This window comes from Planctomicrobium aquicomposti (genome assembly GCF_051466325.1).
Lineage (GTDB): Bacteria > Planctomycetota > Planctomycetia > Planctomycetales > Planctomycetaceae > Planctomicrobium.
In genome coordinates, this window is sequence record NZ_CP195792.1 from 2,300,290 (window position 1) to 2,320,456 (window position 20,167).

At 59.4% G+C, this 20,167-nt stretch carries 15 protein-coding genes; 6 read left to right on the plus strand and 9 right to left on the minus strand.

Annotation, left to right across the window (positions count from 1 at the left end):
* Positions 1-360: 360 nt before the first annotated feature.
* Positions 361-3,432: a hypothetical protein gene (locus tag SH664x_RS08885; RefSeq protein ID WP_437206790.1), complete on the minus strand. Its 3,072-nt coding sequence runs from the start codon at positions 3,430-3,432 to the stop codon at positions 361-363.
* Positions 3,433-3,663: 231 nt separating this feature from the next.
* Here SH664x_RS08885 and SH664x_RS08890 point away from each other — a divergent pair, with 231 nt between their 5' ends.
* Positions 3,664-4,893 carry a PDZ domain-containing protein gene (locus tag SH664x_RS08890; RefSeq protein WP_437206791.1) on the plus strand — a complete coding sequence of 410 codons (1,230 nt, stop codon included), beginning with the start codon at positions 3,664-3,666 and terminating at the stop codon, positions 4,891-4,893.
* 152 nt (positions 4,894-5,045) lie between these two features.
* Here SH664x_RS08890 and SH664x_RS08895 read toward each other — a convergent pair whose 3' ends face one another.
* The 7 genes from SH664x_RS08895 to SH664x_RS08925 form a co-directional block, all read right to left on the minus strand.
* Positions 5,046-5,858 (minus strand): hypothetical protein, encoded by an 813-nt coding sequence (locus SH664x_RS08895; RefSeq protein WP_437206793.1) that lies wholly within the window; start codon positions 5,856-5,858, stop codon positions 5,046-5,048.
* 9 nt (positions 5,859-5,867) lie between these two features.
* Positions 5,868-6,935, minus strand: a complete 1,068-nt coding sequence (locus tag SH664x_RS08900; protein ID WP_437207199.1) for a protein arginine kinase — start codon at positions 6,933-6,935, stop codon at positions 5,868-5,870.
* Between the two features lie 180 nt (positions 6,936-7,115).
* The gene (locus SH664x_RS08905; protein WP_437206794.1) at positions 7,116-7,700 is read right to left on the minus strand and encodes a peroxiredoxin; all 585 of its coding nucleotides are present in this window, start codon (positions 7,698-7,700) and stop codon (positions 7,116-7,118) included.
* A 168-nt stretch (positions 7,701-7,868) separates the two neighbouring features.
* Positions 7,869-10,298, minus strand: coding sequence for a DUF4159 domain-containing protein (locus tag SH664x_RS08910; RefSeq protein WP_437206796.1), 2,430 nt, complete (start codon positions 10,296-10,298; stop codon positions 7,869-7,871).
* Between the two features lie 236 nt (positions 10,299-10,534).
* A complete protein-coding gene (locus tag SH664x_RS08915) occupies positions 10,535-11,404 on the minus strand; it encodes a hypothetical protein (protein ID WP_437206798.1) in 870 nt (289 codons plus the stop codon).
* 227 nt (positions 11,405-11,631) lie between these two features.
* Positions 11,632-12,960: a prepilin peptidase gene (locus tag SH664x_RS08920; RefSeq protein ID WP_437206799.1), complete on the minus strand. Its 1,329-nt coding sequence runs from the start codon at positions 12,958-12,960 to the stop codon at positions 11,632-11,634.
* Positions 12,957-13,490 carry a shikimate kinase gene (locus SH664x_RS08925; protein ID WP_437206801.1) on the minus strand — a complete coding sequence of 178 codons (534 nt, stop codon included), beginning with the start codon at positions 13,488-13,490 and terminating at the stop codon, positions 12,957-12,959. Before SH664x_RS08925 ends, SH664x_RS08920 begins: the two co-directional genes overlap by 4 nt.
* Before the next feature lie 552 nt (positions 13,491-14,042).
* Between SH664x_RS08925 and SH664x_RS08930 the strand changes: the two genes are divergently transcribed.
* Positions 14,043-14,969 (plus strand): DNA integrity scanning protein DisA nucleotide-binding domain protein, encoded by a 927-nt coding sequence (locus SH664x_RS08930; RefSeq protein ID WP_437206802.1) that lies wholly within the window; start codon positions 14,043-14,045, stop codon positions 14,967-14,969.
* 368 nt (positions 14,970-15,337) lie between these two features.
* On the opposite strand, the gene SH664x_RS08935 is transcribed toward SH664x_RS08930, so the two are convergent.
* Positions 15,338-15,706: a hypothetical protein gene (locus SH664x_RS08935; RefSeq protein ID WP_437206804.1), complete on the minus strand. Its 369-nt coding sequence runs from the start codon at positions 15,704-15,706 to the stop codon at positions 15,338-15,340.
* A gap of 603 nt (positions 15,707-16,309) precedes the next feature.
* Here SH664x_RS08935 and SH664x_RS08940 point away from each other — a divergent pair.
* From SH664x_RS08940 to SH664x_RS08955, 4 genes are all read left to right on the plus strand, one after another.
* Complete coding sequence (locus tag SH664x_RS08940; RefSeq protein WP_437206805.1) at positions 16,310-16,744, plus strand: response regulator transcription factor; 435 nt, start codon at positions 16,310-16,312, stop codon at positions 16,742-16,744.
* A gap of 165 nt (positions 16,745-16,909) precedes the next feature.
* The gene (gene bioB, locus SH664x_RS08945; protein ID WP_437206807.1) at positions 16,910-17,929 is read left to right on the plus strand and encodes a biotin synthase BioB; all 1,020 of its coding nucleotides are present in this window, start codon (positions 16,910-16,912) and stop codon (positions 17,927-17,929) included.
* A 421-nt stretch (positions 17,930-18,350) separates the two neighbouring features.
* A complete protein-coding gene (locus SH664x_RS08950; RefSeq protein ID WP_437206809.1) occupies positions 18,351-19,100 on the plus strand; it encodes a PP2C family protein-serine/threonine phosphatase in 750 nt (249 codons plus the stop codon).
* 300 nt (positions 19,101-19,400) lie between these two features.
* Positions 19,401-20,030, plus strand: coding sequence for a Maf family protein (locus tag SH664x_RS08955; RefSeq protein WP_437206810.1), 630 nt, complete (start codon positions 19,401-19,403; stop codon positions 20,028-20,030).
* The last annotated feature ends 137 nt before the right edge of the window (positions 20,031-20,167 follow it).

Sequence of the window (20,167 nt, forward strand, 5' to 3'; positions counted from 1 at the left end):
AAACTGAGGCCCGTCCAAGCCGGACAGATGTCCTGCCAGTTGAACCGATAGGAAACAGGACTGCGACTGTCTTACCGACTCAAATCAAAATTTACCAGCAGGTCCTTCATTCCCGATGCCCTGAGGAACTTCGAGATCTCCCCCCCCCCTCGTGAGTCTGCAGAGGAGCGTGACGCTGCAGGCAGGGAGCAAGCGCACCGCCATGTCGTAGCGCTCTCTGCACAACGACCGCCCCACTGGACGAAGTGAGTTCCAAACGACATTCGGAACTGACCGATCGGGTCTGGCGGATCCGGCACCTGTCCCCAGTCCATCAGACCGTGATCACTCCAGGAACCGCTCGGACAATTTCCCACGACATTACCGCGGAGTCACGGAGTACTGTCGCATTTGGGCGCTCCGGTGTTCTCGCAACGGACGCAGCAGTGTGGTATCGATCGACTCGCGACGCTCCCGCCAGCAGACCGCGAGCTCCGGATACTTCTCAGCGAGTTGATCCATTAGCGTGAGCGACTTCTCAATCGTCAGGACGCTCTTCTCGGTATCGATCGGCTCGTAACGTGTTTTGCGGGAATCGTTCCACCGCAGCTGCCAGCGCTGTTCCAGCATCTCCAGCAGTCCGTTGAGCTGATCCCAGCGGGCGAAATCATCAGCCACCGCAGCCGGATGTTCGCAGATCAGATTGAGCGACGCAGTCACGTTGCGAACGGAATGGTCGTCGGCAGTGGCATAGTAGACCGTGTGCAGCCGATGAGCGAGCTGAGCTGCCGGATCCACAGCTTCCGCACGAGCCAGCAGTTCGGCAATCTCGTAGTGAGCGAAGATACTGATCAGCGGATCGAAGGGTTCCAGAAAGGCCGCCAGATCGCGGACGTCATCCAGTGGCGGGCGTTCACGTGTCGCCGCTTTTCCGAGTGCCACCAGATAGTCCTTGCGGGCCTGATCTTCCCGGTAGAGCTTGCGTGTCAGACCTTCGTGCTTGACCTGAATAATTTCTGAGCGGGGACGGTCGGTCAACAGCTTCTTCAATGCAGCCCGATAGGCCCAGGGCATGTCGGGGTTGTCTGTCTGTATCTGGCTGGCCATTTTCAAATCTTCAAGTCGACTCGTGATCTCCTGGGATTCAGGAACTTCACCGAGCAGACTTCCCAGCACTTTCCCCTGCTGGGCGAGCAGGCCGCGAGTCTTATCCGTCTTCGCATCCCAGCGAATAATTTCTGCCGGAAGGGAGAAGGCCATCCCCCCGTTGTCACAGCGGGGAAGAGTGGTCAACGTGCCGATCAGGTTCTCAACCCCTTCCGTTGTCAGCCCACCGCGAGACATCACAGTGGACCAGTCCCAACCGGCACTCGCCAGCGCTGTGCGGCACTGGGGAGACTTCAGCCGATCAATGCAGCCCATGTCGACGAGCGGGTTCACTTCATTGGTGGCGATCAGCAGAAACTCGCCGGGCACCGATTCCAGCAGCAGGATTTCCGGGAAGACGGACTTCACGGTGGCCAGCATTTGTTGCACCAGCCCCGGACCCAGATCGTAGTAACAGATCCGTTGACAGAGGAGGCCCCCCTCTTCCAGCAGACCGGCGACATGCTGGTAATACTCACGTGTCGACTGGGTGGCGGCTGCGGCCATTGCCGGCTGCGTCATCGGAGAAATGACGATGTCGTACTTGCAGGGTTGTTTGCTCTGCACAGCGAGAACGGGTTCCGCTTTATGAAAGCGGAATTCGGCTCCTCCGTCGAAACCAAACCGCTCATCCTGTTCCAGTTGCCAGGCCAGCATCGCGTGCGCACCGGCGTCACCGTCGCAGGTCGTGACCGTGTGGAGCGGCCAACTCTGGCAGGTCTGCAGAGTCGGTGTGTGAACTCCGAGAACCAGCACATGCTCCGGCCCGGGATGCAGCACCAGGGGCAGAATTGCGGGGAGAACATCCGCAGCGCTGTGAGGGCAGTACTCGGGATGAATTGACCGCAGTTCGGTCGCCAGTCCGTTACGACGGGCGACAATCTGGCTCCCTCGATATTTCCACGCCGTCCAGCGACTGGAAAGATCTTCAAAGGTCGCCAGGTGCCGACCATCGTCCAGGCTCGGAATTTTCCCGGAAGGGATGCTGGCCCGCAGAGCTGCAAAGGTTCGTGAAGAAAAGAGAATCTTGTCGGAGTTGGTGGAATTCACGCGGCCCGAGAACAGCAGACCCAGCAGACTTCCCGCCACGAGTGCCACACGGGTTCCCTGCGACACACGACCGGAGGAGAACTGGTAGCCGCTGCGACTCCAGCTCCAGATCCCCAGCGACAGCGCGCTCAAGATGGCGAGCAGAGAGACATGCCACACTCCCAGGCCGCTCAGCATCGCCAGACAGCAGGCACTTGCGCAGGTCGCAAGCCATAAATAAGGCTGAGCTGCCGGAGGTGCTGACGTCCCCGATAGCCGTCCCAGAACCAATCCGAAGGGGAGCGAAAACGACGCCAGCAGCCCGCAGCGAAGCAATGTCATGCCGCCGACATGCGAGATCCACGCGGTCGACTGCAGGCTGATTTCCATCCAGATTGAAACGGCGCTGACCAGCAGGCCAAGCGAAGCAGCAGTCAGCAAGGCCGATGTCGTCAGTTGCTGAGCGCGACGGGAAGACTTGTTCTGTGTTGAGCGTCGCCAGCCCAGCGCTCCCCCCACGCACAGCCCACAGAGTAACGCGGGCCAGTGAAGGGCATTCTTCTGGACGAACTGGGAGCCGACGAACGAGGCACAGGCCAGCCCCAGCCCGCAGACACTTGCGAGAAGGAACTGCGGACCGATCGCCATCCGGCCAAAGAGGGGGGACCGGGAGAGCGGTGCAGTGGGGGAATTTGAACTGGCTGCCAGTCCCATTCGCCAGTGCATCGCCGCAACCGCCACAGCGCTGCAGAGCGCCACCCAACGGAGCGAGCTGAAATTCATTCCCATCGACAGGACGACCGGAACAGCCACAAATCCGACCGCCGCGCCGAGCAGGCAAGCTCGTTGAGAGTTGTTCCGGGAGAATCGCTGCAGCGCGACGCCACAGCAGAGCAGAATCGGAAACAGACAGAGGAGTCCGGCACCGAAATGGATGCCAATCGAGATGGGACGATGATCCAGCTGTGCGAGGGACACGCCCGCCAGAACCTGTTGATATCGACTCAGAACTGAAGGAACGGCGAACATCCAGAGCGTCGCCAGGGCGAGCAGACTCCCGTTCACCCAGCGCTTGTCCGGCACCCATTGGATCAACATCGGCAAGGCGAGGCAGGCGACCGTAGCTGCCAGCAACAGACCGCAATCGGAGGAGGCTCCGATCCCGAGTGCCAGTTGCAGGCTGGTCAGCACCGGGATGCAAAGTGCCGCCGTGATCAAACCGGAGGCAAAACCTTGCAGTGTCTGAGAATGTGGAAGAAACCGAAGGAGAAAACTCACGCGGTTCATTGGCATCCTTGCCGGGCTCGGTCGACGGCATCCTGTCCTGCCGCTGCCGTGAATCGCAGCGGACCCTGCCGGAACTTTAATGAATCTTCCTGATTAACGAAAGATCTCTCCCCCAAAGTCTTTCGGTTGCGAGGTCGGGCGGCATTTGCTTTGCATTCTAACCGCTGAGCCCCTCAGCGGGCCCAGACGGCAGGGGAATCTATCTGTTCTAGGAGCACGTCGATGAAGAGGTTCCTGACATCGTTGGCAACTCTCGCTGCAGTTGCCGTAACATCCCAGAATTTTCAGAGTTACAGCTTCGGGCAGACACCGGAAGCCGTCCTGAAAGACCGATCGGCCTCGGAAGATATCAGCTTCGGCAGAATTATCAGTGTCGACGACCACCGCCTGAATATTCGAGATGGGGAAGTGAGTCGCTCGTTGAACCTTGTTCCCGAAACTGTCGTCGAAATTGATGGTCGACCGGTCAGATTGAGTGATCTGCCGCCGAATGCCCGCGTCCGGGTCCTGTACGATGTGACTCGTCCCAACACGGCCACACGCATTATCCTGATGCGGGATGAACCCGCGGTTCGCCCGCCAGCACCGGGAATCACAGGTCAACCGCTCGCTCCGCCTGCGGGTGAAGTGCCACTTCCGCCGGCGCCGCAGTCCGGAATTGATCCCTCCGCCCCCGCCGTCATTGCCAAGAATGACCCTGTGACCGCTGTTCCGCTTGGTGGAACATTTCAGACGACCGCGGAAGGGGTGCTGGTCCGCCTGCTCGATCAGGATGGCAGTGCCGCCCGTGCCGGCCTGCAGATCGGCGACCTGATCAAACGGGTCGGCGATCAGAATGTCGCGACCGTCGACGGCTTCTATCGGGCATTGCACCGCAGCGAACCACGAGCCCTTGTCCCGGTGACGTTTCTCCGCGATGGGCAGGAGCTGACCGCCGATGTGGCCCTTCCCGCCAACTTCCGCCCGCTGTTCACTGGCACCAAACCGCTCAGTCGGACCGAAGTTCCTCAGGTCCCGGTGATGACATCTGCCCAGCTCGGTTGGACGCTGGGGGAACGTGGAGAAGCAACACTGATCGTCGCAGTGCAGCCAGATAGCTCCGCCGCGCTGAGCGGATTGCGCGTGGGGGATGAAATTCTGACAATTCAAGGGGAGAAGGTTCTCTCCCCGGCTCATGCCCTGCAGCTGATTCAAGCCTATGGAGACAGCGCCAGCGTCACGGTGGAAGTCCGACGTAACGCGGAGAAAGTCACTCGGGGACTGCTGTTACCGTCCGCCACCACAATCGCGGCTCACAAATTGCCGACGGCAGATCAGGTGCCGATGTCCCCGGACGGGCGGGTTGACGAACTGATTCGCAACCAATTGGAAATGCAGCGAACACTGGATGAACTTCGGAATGAAATCCGGATGCTGAGAGGAGAAGTCTCCGCCCTGAGACAGGGACGTTAGTTCACTGATGCTCCGCTAGCTAGGCCGCTCCCGGACACGTCACAAGCGAGGGCGTGTCTGGGAATGTGGAGGCGGTGTGCCTCGCCATACGGATCTCAGCATTTCATCATGCAAAACGCATGCTGCACGGGGTCGGGAACATGCTGCCCCTTTCAATAGAGCCAGATGCGAGTTCCATCGATCAGCTCGCCCGAAGGCTGCGAGGTTCGCGTCTCTTTACCGAACAGCGTCCGAAGCGCCGGACGCTGGAACCAGATCTCTCCGGCTGTTCCGTTTGCCGGAGGGGACACGTTGACTTCTGGTCCTGCCGACCATTGATTCAGAATGGTATTCCAGGCGGATCCCCGTGCTCCCCGCCGGATGTGGATCGGGTCGGCTCCATACCAGTGCAGGGGCGGAGAGATCGACGGAGCATCATAAGCGACCGCCAGTTCGGCGAATTGCTCATCCAGTTCAAAGGCCATCGCTCTGAGTTCATTCCATGTCCTCCGGGCCCTTGGGAACAGAATGGACCGGGCGATGCGAAACCCGAAATTGGACAGCCGCATGAGCCGCTGCAGTGGCAACCGGACACAGAGCAGCTGTGACGAACAGGCGCGGATGCGCTGCATACAGGTCTCGACCTGTTGCAGGATGGAGGCCGGATCGTGGCCGTAGAGCAGGTCGTTTCCGACGTCGGTGATTAAGGCGAGGTTGTGCAGTGCGGGGGGCCGGCCGGCCAGATCGTCCCAGAGTGACGAGTCAACAATCGACGGGAGCCCACGATTGAGAACGTAGCTCCACTGACAGAAAGAGCGACCGTGTCCGTGAGCGGCGAAGATCTCAAGCGGGCCGGGGAGTGACTGTGCCAGTGAATGGACAATCAGCGGAAAGTTGATTGTCAGATTACTGGCACCGAGCAGGATCACGCGGCTTGCGACTGGTGCGGCGGGACAATCGCTCTCCGGTTGTGAAACTGTTGTCACCAGCCTTCCTCAATTCTGAGGGGGTTGCCGACCGGAGAGCCGTTCGCGGAGGAGTGCCGCGCGAACAGCATTTCGCTCGCTCGATTCCAGTGCCTCCCCGCGAATCTTCTGCAGGTGGGCAGGCTGCGTCTGGATGCACAGCTCATTGACCGTCGAGATTTCAATATCGTCGACGAGGCCGAGGTTGATACCCATGCGGACACTCGAGAGCAGCTCCATCGTCTCTTCCGTGGAGATCTGACGCGCACTGCTGAGCACGCCCATCGCCCGGGAGACCTGATCGTGCAGACGCTGCCGGTCTCCTTTTACGAGTGCGAGCCGCGCCTTCCGCTCGTAAGAGAGGATATCGGGAACCACACGCTTGAGGTTCTGAATAATCTGCTCTTCCGATTTGCCGAGCGTCACCTGATTGGAGATCTGGTAGAAATCTCCCATGGCCTGGCTCCCCTCGCCATAGAGCCCCCGCACAGCGAGGCTCATCTTGTGCATGGCCTGAAAGACTTTTTGGATCTCCTTGGTCATCACGAGTGCGGGCAGGTGCAGCATCACGCTGACGCGCATTCCCGTTCCGGCATTGGTCGGACAGGCGGTCAGATAGCCAAACTCGTCACTGAACGCGAAAGCAACCCGCTGTTCCAGTTCATCATCGATGGAATTAATCTGCTCCCAGCAGCTCTCCAGTGCGTAGCCGCTGCGCATCACCTGCATCCGGAGGTGATCTTCTTCGTTAATCATCAGGCTGACAGTTTCCTGCCGCCCGATGCAGGCGCCGCGGGCCCCCTGCGACTCGGCATGTTCCCGGCTGATCAGCTGCCGTTCCACCAGGAACAACCGGTTCACCTTCGACAGATCAGCGACATCGACATAGTCGAGCGGAGGATCGACGGAGAGTCTCGCGATGTGGTCGCGGAGGATTGTATTGACTTCAAACCGCGTCTTTTCGTCGGCGCGGGAGGGGAAGGGGAATTCGGCCAGATTCCTTGCGAGGCGGATCCGGCTGGAAACGACGATGTCAGATTCCGGACCGGTCCCGCGCAGCCATTCCCCACTGGTCCCTGTCAACTCATCCAGATCCACTGAATCGTTCTCCTCTGCCGGATGAAGCTCGAATTTCCGCAGCTTGCGGATCAGCTTCTTCCCCAATTTTCTACTACGTGAGACGTTCTGGCAACAGTCGCCCGCAAAAGAATCACGCGAACGTCCCGGTCGGGTCATCCGTCCGGGACGCTGCGTCTGCGGTGCACGAGAACACGTCAATCAGGACTTGTTTTTCAGGGCCTTCACGACCTTGGCCACTTCCTTGGAGTCCTGAGCCGCTTTCACGGATTCGTCCTTGTGAACGATTTTTCCGGTCTTGTCGATGACGAACGTCCAGCGGCTGGCAGAACCGCCGCGCACGAGCGGGATGGTTTTTCCATCGACTTCCACGTTGACCGTCCCTTCCTTCTTCTTGAAGGGGACACCGAAGGCTTCGGCCACTTTGCCTTCTGGATCCGCCAGCAGGGCGAAGTTCAGATTATGAGCCTTCTTGAACACCTTGTGATTTTCCACGCTGTCGCCGCTGACGCCGACAACTTCCACATCCAGTGCAGCCAGATCGGAAAGGTCATCGCGGAATCCGCACGCCTGCTTCGTGCAGCCGCCGGTCATATCGGCGGGATAGAAATAGACCACCAGGATTTTTTTGCCGACATGGTCTGCTGACTTCCAATCGGCACCCGTGTCGTCCTGAGCGGAGAACGTGGGGGCTTCGTCGCCGACCTTCTTGACGGCTTCTGCATGAGCCAGTTGGGAAAGTCCGACCAACATTAAAGCAGCGGAAAGCAGGCGCAAGCTCTTCATGACGACACTCCTGGGTGGTGGGATCAGTGCGGGACCGGCACAACTCGAATGCCCGCGGTCAGGCGGGATGGCCATTGGTCTGTTCGACTCTGAGCATAGACCCGGGCGAAGCGTGGAACAAGGATGCATTCCCGGCGACAACTTCGCTCGCTGTCTCTTCCGGTTCCGCTATTGTAGCAGGCCGTACAGAACCAGATTGACGCCGATGCGGACGGCATCTTCCGTCGTGTAGCCGGCACAGGCGGTCGTGGCCTGTCGTTCCAGTGCACAGCTGAGGTCATATTTACTGTACACGACCACATACCGGCCGTTGACCTGAATCCCCTCGAGGACCGGTTCGCCTACGGAGTCTTCCCCGGAAAGACCGGAGGTCCGCGGATTGCTGGAGGGGATGCGGCGGTGCACCCGGCGGATGTCGTAGCCCGCCTGCATATTGAAAATCTCATGATCCGCAGGAATGCGTTCGAGCTGCTTTCCGAACATCTGCTGAATCAGAATGCGGAAGCTGCCGTCGAACTGTGAGGCACCGCAGCAAGCGTCGGCGAAGAGAAATCCTCCATCCTCGAGATAGGTTTTCAGTGCCTGCTGCTCTTCAGGGCTAAGCTGAAAGTTCTTTCGGCCATGCATGTACAGCAGCGGATAGTCGGGCAGCAGCGGATCGGTCGCGGCGAGGTTCGGTGTCTCGGTGGCAGCTTCAAGCTGAACACCCCGCAAGGCGGTCTGCAGCCGGCGCAACGCATGAGGAGCGGTGTCCCATCCGCCCGAATGACGCAGGCGGGCCATCTGCAACTGGCCGCGCTGGAGCGGATTGTCATTCGACTGGGCGAGAATCTGGGGCCGTTGCAGCTTGTCCTGCACCTCCCGCCCCGTGGCATAGGCGATCACATTGACGCCGACCATCATCGATTTGCTGATCTGCGTTTTGACGGCCACCTGCCGGGCAGGTGGATCATGCTTCATCCACTTGTTCCAGCGGCAACCATGATCGAAGGGGGCGTAGACAATGGCGGTACGGCAGCCGAAATCGACTCCCCACAACTCGGGCGGCGCGGCGTCGACCGGGAATACGAACTCGCTGCGATAGACGTCATGTGTCGGCGGCAGTTTCGTCAGCTGATACTGCCCGTCGAACAACCGGTTCACAAGATCCCGGAATCCGGTGTCGAAGGTGGGGCTGTCGCAGTTCTGGACGGCGAAAATGAAGCCTCCTTCTTCCAGGTAGCGACGCAGCAGGTCAAGTTCGCGCCCCTGAATCGTTTCCAGATTGCCGGTGCCACTGAGATATTGAACCGGTGCCTGCAGCAGCGCCGCGACTCCTTCATCATTGGCCGCATTGCGGAGGTCGACCACCTGCCAGGTCAGGAGTGACGGCCACTTGGGCAGTGAAGAGGTGTATTCCATCAGGTTCGTGACATCCCGAGGGTGCTGATTCCAGTCCCGTCCCTGAACCTCGCCATCCCCCCCGCGGGGACCGTATTTCAGCTTGTTCACGACAACCGGTGACAGGCCTTTGGAGAGAAACAGCAGCGCCAGACTGGTGCTGATCGTGTCATCCTGTTCGAGCCCTCGACTTCTCCAGGTCCCTTCCCGGAGGTTCTGTCCCCGCACGAGAAAATCGGCGCCTTCACGGTACCAGTCGTGGTCGCCGAAGAACCGTCGGCCGGTAAATCGACCGGCCCGCTCCAACCCATAGAGGTAGTACAGAAGCCAGTTGTCCTGCCCCGGATTGGTGCCAATCTGAAAATGGTGAACCAGCCAGGTCGCCCCTGCCTCGATGGCCCGTTCGACCTCGGAGTCATCACGCTGACAGCACTGGAAGCGCCCCTCGGCATCGACGTCGGAATCATCCTGCAGCATGCCCGAGGTGATCGCGAGAGAAGCAATGCCAGCGACGGTCATGCTGCCGGTGAGTGCATTTCCGGGTGTGTAAGCCCACGCGGCTCCTCCGGGGCTGTCGACGCCGCCGACCTGCGTTCGCAGGAAATGCTGCTGCGCCCGTTCCCAGACCTCGCGGTTGACGGGAATTCCCGCAGCGGCCGCCTCGCGCAGGCCGAGAATCGCCATTTGCGTATTGCTGTTATCCCACCACCCCGCTTCCGCCTCGTATCCCCAGTTTCCTCCGTCGGCTCCGCGATGCTGGTTTTCCTCCAGCCGCGCGGACAGTCTGGAGATCTTTCCCAGGGCAGTCCGGTCACCCGAAGCGACCAGCGCCATGATCGTCATGGCGACGTCGTACGTTTTCACCGGATCGTGTTCCCCCCGTTTGAGCCAGCTGATCCCTTTCTGCACGGCGGCATGATCGCTGGGGAGACCGGAGCTGAGCAGGGCGAGTGTCGCGAGTGCGGTTGGACCGCTGTTGTAGGCGATCGACGTCGTCCACGTCCCATCATTGTTCTGAGCCCGGATCAGGGCCTGCTGGGCGCGGTTAATGGCATCGAGCACGCGCTCACGCCGAACATCGTCATCGCTCTGGGCCGAGGCGGACAGTGTCCAGCCCAGAAACAGCCCGATCAGCAGGGTCCAGCAGGCAGCCCGGTGAGAGTAACGAACCCTGAACGTCGCCGGACGCCACCTCAGAGGCTGATTCAGAAACGTCATGATCTTCCTGATGGAACGTTGATTCGATTCGAACTGTCAGTCCCGCGTGGAGATGTCCTCTTCATCGATCGGGAATCGCACTCCGCCTGCACAGGAAGGGGCAACCTGTTTCATGATATCGGGACAGTGACACGGAAAGAAGATGTACGTCAGCCAGATCGCTGATGTTGGAAACAGTTCTTCCGATCGCAGCAACGGCCTGATGGAGACGCTGAGGGTGCCCCCAGGATGCCGCCTCACGGGGCTGCTGCGGCACGTTCCCTTTTGCGCTGCTGAAAGTACACCCAGTTTCCGGCGAGGATCAGGGCGATCATCAGCACGTGAGCGACCGATTGCGGCGCCATTCTGCGGATGGCCTGCTGGTATTTCGGATCGGGATGCGCCCCGCCGTATTTTGCGTTGACGAGAGCTTCGTATTCGGCAGCCCCCTTGATGGCTCCCAGCATGCCCTGCATCTGCTTGGGAACGTAAGGGTAGAACAGCGGAGCCTGGACTCCGGTGCAGCCCGCCACCATGTGCAGCTTCGGGTAGGGTGTGACCGCATACTGCACCCACTCCTTGGTCCCCGGATAGGCACCGCTGACGTTGACGATCAGCTCCATATCCTGGATGTTCTCCACCTCTTTGCACATGGGGATCTGGTCGATATTGGTTCCGCGGGCATCCGTAGTATACAGCTGCCGCAGGTCGGTCATGATGACCTTGATCACCCCTTCGTAGCCCGACTTAAAGCCCAGATTCACATAGTCGTCGCCGTACGTCATTTCGGGAAAATCGGCGTTAACAACTTCGCGAATCGATTTTTCGATCATCTGGGGGCCGACGGGCACCAGCGTCAGGAAGTAGAGCTTCGCTTTTTTCTCACAACAGTGGCGGGCAAAAGAGAGGGCCATCGGCCCCAGCTCACCGTCAGTCGACGGATCGAAATCCCACGCCATCAGCACTTTTGAGCCGGGCGTGAGCTTCTCGATTTCATCAAACACCATCTGCGACTGGATGCTGGGAGTCTCGGCAAATGTCAGCTCGAGCAGCATCGGAATTGCGACAGAGAGCCCCATCAGCAGGTAGATCCAGCGGCGATCCAGATTTCGCAACAGTTCGTACATGGTGCATTCCGCAGGTCAGCGGCCGTTGGTGACATCACAACAGCCAGTGAGCAGGGTACCGGAGTTGCCGGGCAAACTGAAGACATCCGACAGGAGGCCTCGTTCTGTCTGCTTACCGGCGGTACTAGAGCATTTTGTTTTTTGATCGACTCGTTCTGGCCACGCGGAAATGAACATTTCATCGCACGAATCACTTGCTGCGCGGGCACTGGAAAGTGCCGCCTGCTCTAGCCGCCCCGTCCCCACGAACGCGAGCCCGTCGAGCCGTTGCCGCGCCAACGCTCCGCCTGCCGGGTCCCTTGCCCCGACGCACAGCCCTCCCAGTCCCGCGTCGGCCAGCGGCAGGCATGACGGTTGACATTCTCTCCCTTGAAGAACCAGGTCTGGTCAGCGGATCGCCAGATCGGGGGGGCGACATCTGTCGTCTGCCAACCGATCAGCCGTTTGAGGGCCTGAACAAGGAGGAGTGACAGCCCAAAGACTACAGCTCCCAATCCAACCAGCGGCAGCAGCAACGCTCCCAGTTCGAAAATATGTCGGGTGCGGGCGAAAATCGGCTTCCATGCCAGAAGGGTGGCCAGCGTCCCCAGACTCAGATAGGGGCCATAGGGAATCATCCGGTCACGCCGAAACAGGGAAGTCACAGCGACCACCAGAATCGCAAACAGGGGGGCGATGAAAAATGCGATCACCGTCGGCTGCCAGCCTAGAAAACTCCCCACCATAGCCATCAGGATCACATCGCCAAACCCCATCGCTTCCTGCTTCAGCATCCAGTGCCCGAGGATCCGGACCAGCCAGACGATTCCGCCGCCGATGACGAAGCCAGCCAGGCTGACTGCCAGCCCATGCAGGTGAGGATGAGCACTGATCCACGCCGGCACCCCCGGTCCGGAGAGCAGCGGGTGAATCCATTTGGGAGTGACACTCGCGAAGGACATTTCCAGATTCGGACTCTGGAACCAGACCGGAACAATGTTGAGCCGACCGATTGCCGTGCTCGCCACGACCGCCACAATCATCGCGGGCACGGTCGTCCCGTCGGGGATGATCCGCAGATCAAAGTCGATCATCGAAGCGACGAGTAAGGCTTCGATCAACACCATATGAAAGAAGTAGCGCAGAAGCACAAATTGTTCGACCGACAACGGCCCCAGTCCTGGAAACACCTGAGGACCGAGATCGCTGTCGAGACAGCTGGAACTGAGGGGGGCGAACATCCCGGTCGGAACTTCCAGATGGAAGACGAGTACCCATAGACAGGCATTCAGGAACTCGATGAGCGGATAGCGGGGAGAAATCCACATCCGACAGGCCCGGCACCTCCCTCGCAACTTCAGCCAGCCGAAGATCGGCAGGTTGTCGTACCAGCGGATCGGAGTTCGGCATCGGGGGCAGTTGGAGGGTTTTTCCCATAGGGAAGCCAGCTGGTCGCGCAGGCGGTCCCTTGTCGGAATCCGATAGATGCAGACGTTCAGGAAACTTCCGACAACCGCCCCGAGCAAGAAGAGTCCGAGGTCGATAAACCACAGCGGCAGGTCGAGTCGCAGGGTCACCGGACACCCCCGGTCAAAGGGGGAAGCCGGGCGACAATCTCGTCGACAATCCCGTCAATCGTCCGGTGATCGGTGGCCACCGCGATTGTCGCAGCCCGGGAATAAATCGGTTCCCGACGAGCCACCATCAGGGAGATTTCGGAGATCGGATCTTCCCCCGCCAGAGCGGGGCGTCGCAAGGCACTGTGCGGATCCTGCGAGAGCCGCTCGACAATGGTCGACACGGTCGCCTGCAGCCAGACGACCGGTCCCGCGGCCTGCATGGCCCGCTGATTGTCTTCGTTGACGACCGCCCCCCCGCCGGCAGACAGGACCAGCTGTTGTCGCCCCAGATGCTTGAAGAGTTCCATCTGCTCCAGATGGCGGAAGTGGGGCTCTCCGTGCTCCGCGAAAATTGCGGCAATCGACTTGCCGGCGTGCCGTTCGATCTCGGGATCGAGGTCGACAAAGTCCCACCGCAGGCGGTTCGCCAGCGAGGCAGCTACCGTGGTTTTTCCTGTGCCGCGGTAGCCGATCAACGAGATGACCATGGATGTTTCAACTGGCGGTAACAGGAGGACCAACAGCTTCGCGATCCTGAAAAGGAGTGCGTGAACTGGGGAGGTCGATTGTGCTGCGAGGGGACGTCGTCTCGCCGGGTGCTGGTAGGGAATTCAACTCCAATTGCGAGTCTCTGACAAGGATCGAAAAAACGAAAATGATCCGCGATGTCGGAAAATGACGAAAATGATTGGGACAGGCGGTGACGCTGACAGAGTCAGCTGACAAGAACGAGACTCGCGTGGATGAGGTACGGTTCAGGCTGGCAAATCGCTGACCAACGCCACTCACCTGCTCTGAATCGGACCGGGGGCCGACGTTGATCGAATTGTCCACTTCCGTCGCAGCGGAGGGCAGGGGGAGAAATGCTGTCATTCGAGACGTTGAAACCTCGTTTGACGAACGGAAGATTTGTCGTAAACTGCGAAATCTTACCGTAGATCCTGTCTTTGTTTACGTCGACCGTCCGACTGCATCGGGCGGATGGTCCTCAGCCGCATGTCGCCAAAGACACCAGAGAAAGTCGCACAAGGTCACCGTTCATGGCGCGAGACAGCCTCCCTCCGATGCTCGTCAGCCTGCTGAAGCAGGCGCGGCGCACGGCTGGTGAAGTTGACTGTCTTGCGACCATCCTGCTGACCGATGTCTCGTATGACTTCAAAGAAATCAAGGGGCTGCTGAAGCCGACGCCGCTCATGGTGGCCTCCCACGTCCCCGAAGTCCAGGAGGCCGTCAAGTCGGATGATGTTCCGCTGGTCCCCCTGATGCAGGAGCCGCAGACCCGCCAGGTCCAGCTGAGTCAGGCACTTCTTGAAGCTGTGGCCGATAACCTCCTGAAAACCGGCGACCGGGTCATTGCACTCTACTCGGGATTCGAACGGGACAGCATTGACACCTTCAGCATCATCAACCTGAGCGAGCGGCTGGCCCGTCTGACTGCCCGAGACCTGCAACGGCTGGAAACACAGGTCCCGCTGGGGACTCTTCGACGGGTCGTGGATCTGGCGGTGGAAATCGGTCGGGAAGGTCGCGAAAGCAAGAAGGTGGGGACGTTGTTTGTGGTCGGGAACCACCGCAAAGTCCTGGAGATGTCACACGAAGGGGTCCACGATCCATTTCGGGGCTATTCCAAAAAGGAACGTGCCATCTCAAACGCCCGCGTTCGGGAAAGTATCAAGGAGCTGTCCCAGATCGACGGCGCGTTTGTCATCTCCTCTGATGGTTTTGTCGTGGGCGCTGGACGCATTCTCGATGCCCCCGCGGAAGAACTGACCCTCTCCAAAGGACTGGGCGCCCGCCACTGGGCGGCCGCAGCGATCTCCAAGGCTACGAAATCAATCGCCATCGCGGTATCCGAGTCAACCGGGACAGTGCGGCTTTTCCAGAACGGCAGCGTCGTCCTGCGAATTGAACCGATGATGCAAGCCATGAAATGGCATGACGTCGACGTTGAACCGCCGGAAAGCTAGAGCACTTGGGCTTTTGAATGCCCCGTACTCGCCACGCGGAAGTCAGTATTCCACCCCACGAAACAATTCTTGCGCGGGCGCTGGAAAGAGCAACCTGCTTTAGATTGTATAGACCTTGAGTTGCGTCTGAGATGCCCGCTCGCCTTGGAGACAGTAGAAACGTCAAGGCGGAAATTAAAGCGTCGAGAAGACCGGCTGCTCACGTACCCCACGCGACTGCGAGAAGCGGCGGAGCGGGGACGAAGAGCCCCCAAAAAAGAAACTGACCGGTTGTCATGCCCCTCTTGGAGCAGGGAACCGGTCAGTTGATAGTTGATATTGTGATATTGGGGCCTCTTGCCAGACAGCCCCGGTGCGCGTCTGGTGATTTACACGGGAGGCTGCCCGTACTGCCGGTCAATCCGCTCCCACGCGTCCCTGGCTGCCGGTTCGGCTTCTTTCCACGTCAGCTTGGAAGTTCCCCGCCTTTGTTGCCAGTTTCTTTCGAGATCGGCCTGTGATTCTTCCCAAGTCCTGTCGGCATTGGCTGTTCGCGATTCCCAGCCATAGCGGTAAGCGGGCTGATAAGCCCCATAGTCGGCTCCTTCCTGGAAATAATCCCGTTCGGAAAAGTGCTCCTGCCAATAGGCGTCTTCGGCGGTCGGATCGATCTGTTCTGCAAGGGCTTTGCCTGCGTACCCACCGGCAACTCCACCGATGATCGCCCCGGCTGCAGCACCGACTGGGCCAGCAACCATTCCTGCTGCTGCACCTGCAGCAGCCCCGGCAACCGCCGCCCCGGCACCTGCTCCTACGGGGTGAGCACCGGGCTCACCCGTGAGCGGATCACGATTCTCATCTTTTACGACTTTCGCATCTTTTCGGTTCTTGCGCACTGCCATGTTGCTGGTCCTCCATCTGTCAGGGGATCGTTGATTGCGACACTTCTTTCCCCGCAATTTGCGTCAGGACGTTTTACGGCGACTCTTGTGCCATCGCCGTGGTCCCGGAAGATCGCGGAGGCACGTTTTGAGTCGCATCTGCTGACCTCGTTTGGATCTACTGAAATTTCCGTGAGCTCCCCAGTTCTCAGGAATCGGCGTTCCGGGGGAATTCCAGTGACCGGCATGGCTTCCGGGCAGACGATGTCATCCTGTTTTGCGCTGCGGCAAAGATCACCCTCCCACCGGGATCACCATTGCTGACCGTCTCTCCCGTGCCCAGATCCGTGGTCCCGGAATTGTGGGGTGTCCACGTTGAGTCGCGGGAACCGGCGGCATAAGATGCGGGGCTCACCCCCAGATCCCACCCACCAAATGCTGCACAACTCATTTGCAGTGCAGGGGAAAAGGAGTAGCCCGATGACTGGCCAGAAGATTGTCCTGATCGAGGACGACCGTGAAATCCAGCAGACTCTTCGTACGGTGCTGGAAGCGGCCGGCTACCGGGTGTTCGCGGCCAGTAATGGTGCCGATGGACAGAAAATCATCCAGGGAGAACACCCCGATCTGGTCATCACTGACATGATGATGCCGCGAATGGGGGGCTTTCCCGTGCTCGAATACCTGCGGACGCTGGACAACCCGCCGCGAGTCATCATGATCACGGCCAACGAAGGGGGGCGCCACAAGGCCTACGCAGAAATGCTGGGAGCGGTGGATTACCTCCGGAAGCCGTTCGCGATGGACGTGCTCCTCGAATCCGTGCGGAAAGCTCTCGAACAGTCCGAGGCCTCCGAAGAGGAAGAGGATGCGCCACTCCGTCGACGGGTGGCCAAGAAAAAGCCGCGAGACTAACGGCGAGCGGCTCTCGAGCACCTTGCCTTTTACGGGACCCGCTCACGCCTCACGGAACAGAGCATTTCATGACACGAAATACCTGCTGAGCGGGCACTGGAAAGAGCAAACTGCTCTCAGGCCAGGACTTCGCAATTTTGCGATTCAGAAACCGGAAACTGATTCATGATCTCAATGCAGATGGAAACATCCCGCCGCTGGCAGGACCTGGCACAACGGATTCTCGGCGGCGAACCGATTCAACGGGAACAGGCGCGGGAAATTCTGCTTGCGGATGATGACGAGCTGCTCGAACTGCTCGCCGCCGCCTTCACCTTGCGGAAGGCCTACTTCGGCAAGATGGTCCAGCTGTACTATCTGAAGAATGCCAAGAGCGGACTTTGCCCGGAAGACTGCGGCTATTGTTCCCAGTCGAAAATCTCCGATGCGCCGGTGGAGCGATATTCCATCGCCAACGAGCGGGTGCTGATGGAAGGCGCCCGCAAGGCGAAGGAAAGTCAGGCACGGACTTACTGCATCGTCGCCAGCGGTCGGGGACCGAGTGATCGCGAGGTGAACCACGTCTGCGATGTCGTCCGCAAGATCAAGGACGAGTTGGGGCTTCATGTCTGTGCGTGTCTTGGCTTGCTCAAGCCGGATCAGGCGCAGAAGCTGGCGGAGGCGGGTGTTGACCGGATCAACCACAACCTCAACACCTCGCGCCGGTACTATCAGGAAATCTGTACCACCCATACGTATCAGGACCGCATCGACACGCTCAAGGTCGTGCAGGAAGCGGGGATGGAGCTGTGCAGCGGGTTGATCGTGGGAATGGGAGAAGTCGACGAAGACATTCTCGACGCCGTGTTCGAGCTGCGGCAACTGGATGTGAAGTCGATTCCGGTGAATTTCCTGCATGCCATTGACGGCACGCCGCTGGCGCAGAAGGATGAACTCGATCCCCGTTACTGTCTGAAAGTTCTCTGCCTGCTGCGGATGGTGCATCCCAGTGTCGAAATCCGGATCGCCGGCGGGCGTGAGCTGAATCTTCGTTCAATGCAGGCGATGGGTCTGTACCCGGCCAACTCCCTCTTCGTGAGTGACTACCTGACGACCAAGGGACAGACCGCCGAAGAAGACTTCGCGATGGTCCGTGACCTCGGTTTCGAGATCGTCGTCGGAGGACACGAGGCGGCCCACGGTTAATTGCCGACCGACATGACGCAGGGCTCCCCCCTGCAATCCTTTCAATCGGAAGCGGTCGGTACTGGTCGACAGGTTGTCGGCTGCACCAGAATCGCGTCGCACCGGTTCTGACGAATACAGGATGGAATTCTCGTCAACCGTCCTCCTTCAAGATTGCTTCGCTGGAAGCGGTACGCCATGATAGTCTGAAGAGTTGAAACCCGATCGGCTGCATCCGGCATGCCGTCAGTTGACTGCTGTTGCCTGAAAAGTGGCCCTGTAAGTGCAGACCACCCGAGGCGGGGAAGCTCAACTTGCGCGATGTCTGGCAGCGAGTGAGCACACCGATCCGGTGAAACAGTCGGAGAAGTTGTCCCTGTCTTGCGGACGGATGCACAGCACATCAATCAGCGGCCTGTAGTGGGAAGTGGGCGTCTGCGTCATGGGGAAATTTCTAGAACTGAAATGGGGCTCACTCAGCATCACGGGGAACTTCCGCAGTAACAACGAGGACAAGTGCTTTATCGATTCCGGGGCACGCTTCTTCCTCGTGGCTGATGGCATGGGAGGACAGTGTGCGGGGGAAAAGGCCAGCGAACTGGCGATCGACATCGTCTCCGAGAAACTGGCCACTCAGACCGATTTTCAGCACGGGTCCAGCGCAGACATCATCAAGTCGATCGATCAGGCAGTCAGCGCAGCCAACTCGGAAATCATCGCTCTCGGTGAATTGGAACCCAGCTTCAAAAGCATGGGCACGACGATCACCTTTGTCGTTGTCGCCGGGGGCCAGTTGTATGTCGGTGGCGTCGGCGACAGCCGCACCTACCTTCTTCGGAGCGGAAGTCTGCAGCAGCTGACGGAAGACCACTCGTTAACACAGGCATTGGTCAAAGCGGGGACGATCACAGCCGAAGACGCCCGGACTCATCGCTACAAGAACGTGCTGTATCGCTATCTCGGCACCAAGGACGGTGGATCGGGAACGACACCCCGGGTCATTGATCCGCAGCCGGGAGACAAACTGCTGCTCTGCTCGGATGGGGTGTGTGACGGCGTCACCAATGACATCATCAAAGAGATTCTCGGGAAACGCGTCGATCCCCAGGTCGCGGCGGAAGAACTGGTTCAGGCTGCTCAGGACGGGGGATCTAAGGACAACATCACCTGCATCGTGCTGCATATTCTGTAGTTCAGCGGCCGCGGGGGAGGAATTGAATGCTTCACGGTCTGGCTCGCGGTCATCACTCGCCCCGCCTTCAGCGAGAGCGATCAGCGTTCTCTCGTTCTCCGTCTCAACACGCCCATTTGCTCTCTTGAAGGTTCCGGCGTCGTCGAGTCCATTTTGACATTTGCTGTTCGTCACGCAAAAGGCAGCATTTCACCAGGCGAAAGGCTGTCGGCGGGGGCACTGGAACGAGCAACCTGCTCTCTCGGAATTGAGGCTTGCCCCGCGCCTGTTTGTGAATCAGCCAGGAAAGAGGGACCACGAGTGCCGTCCGACTTTGAAGTTCTGCTTGGATCGCGATCACCTCAACGTCTTCAGTTGCTGTCGCTCCTGTTCCCCCGCGATCGAATTCGAGTGGCTCCGCCGCTCGATGCGGATGAGCCGGGGTTTTCCGGGATCTCGACGTTCGAAGAGATCTGCCGACAGTTGCAGGCGATTGCCAGCCGAAAACTCCAGGCAGTTCTCGAAGAGCAACGACCTTTTCCACAGAGTCTCGTCATCACGGCCGACACGACCATTGTTGCGCAGGCAACTGACGGCAGGTATTGTGTTCTGGAAAAGCCCGATGGCCCGAACTGGCAGCAAATAGTGCGCAGCTGGTTTCGGGACTATTACTTCGGCAGGGTCCATCAGGTCGCCACTGCCGTCAGTCTTCGACTGCCGGATGCGCTGCAGATACAGGAGTTTGTTTCCGTGACAGACGTGCGGTTTCGCCCCGCAGACGAGGCGCTTCTGGACTGGTACCTGCAGACGGAAGAACCGTTGGGCAAGGCGGGAGGATATGGGTTGCAGGGGGCTGGAGGAATGTTCGTGGAATCGGTTCACGGGAGCCTGAGCAATGTCATCGGCCTGCCGGTTGAGAAACTTTGGCAGGTCTGCAGGGAGCTGCAGTGACTGCGACCGACTCGTAACGGACTTCTGAAGCAGCCACCACCCGCCCCAACGATCAGGAACGTGATCGACATGGTGGCAAACGGGCTGGGCACGGAATCACGTGATCCTTCATTTTCGATCCATGCAGCCAACATCTG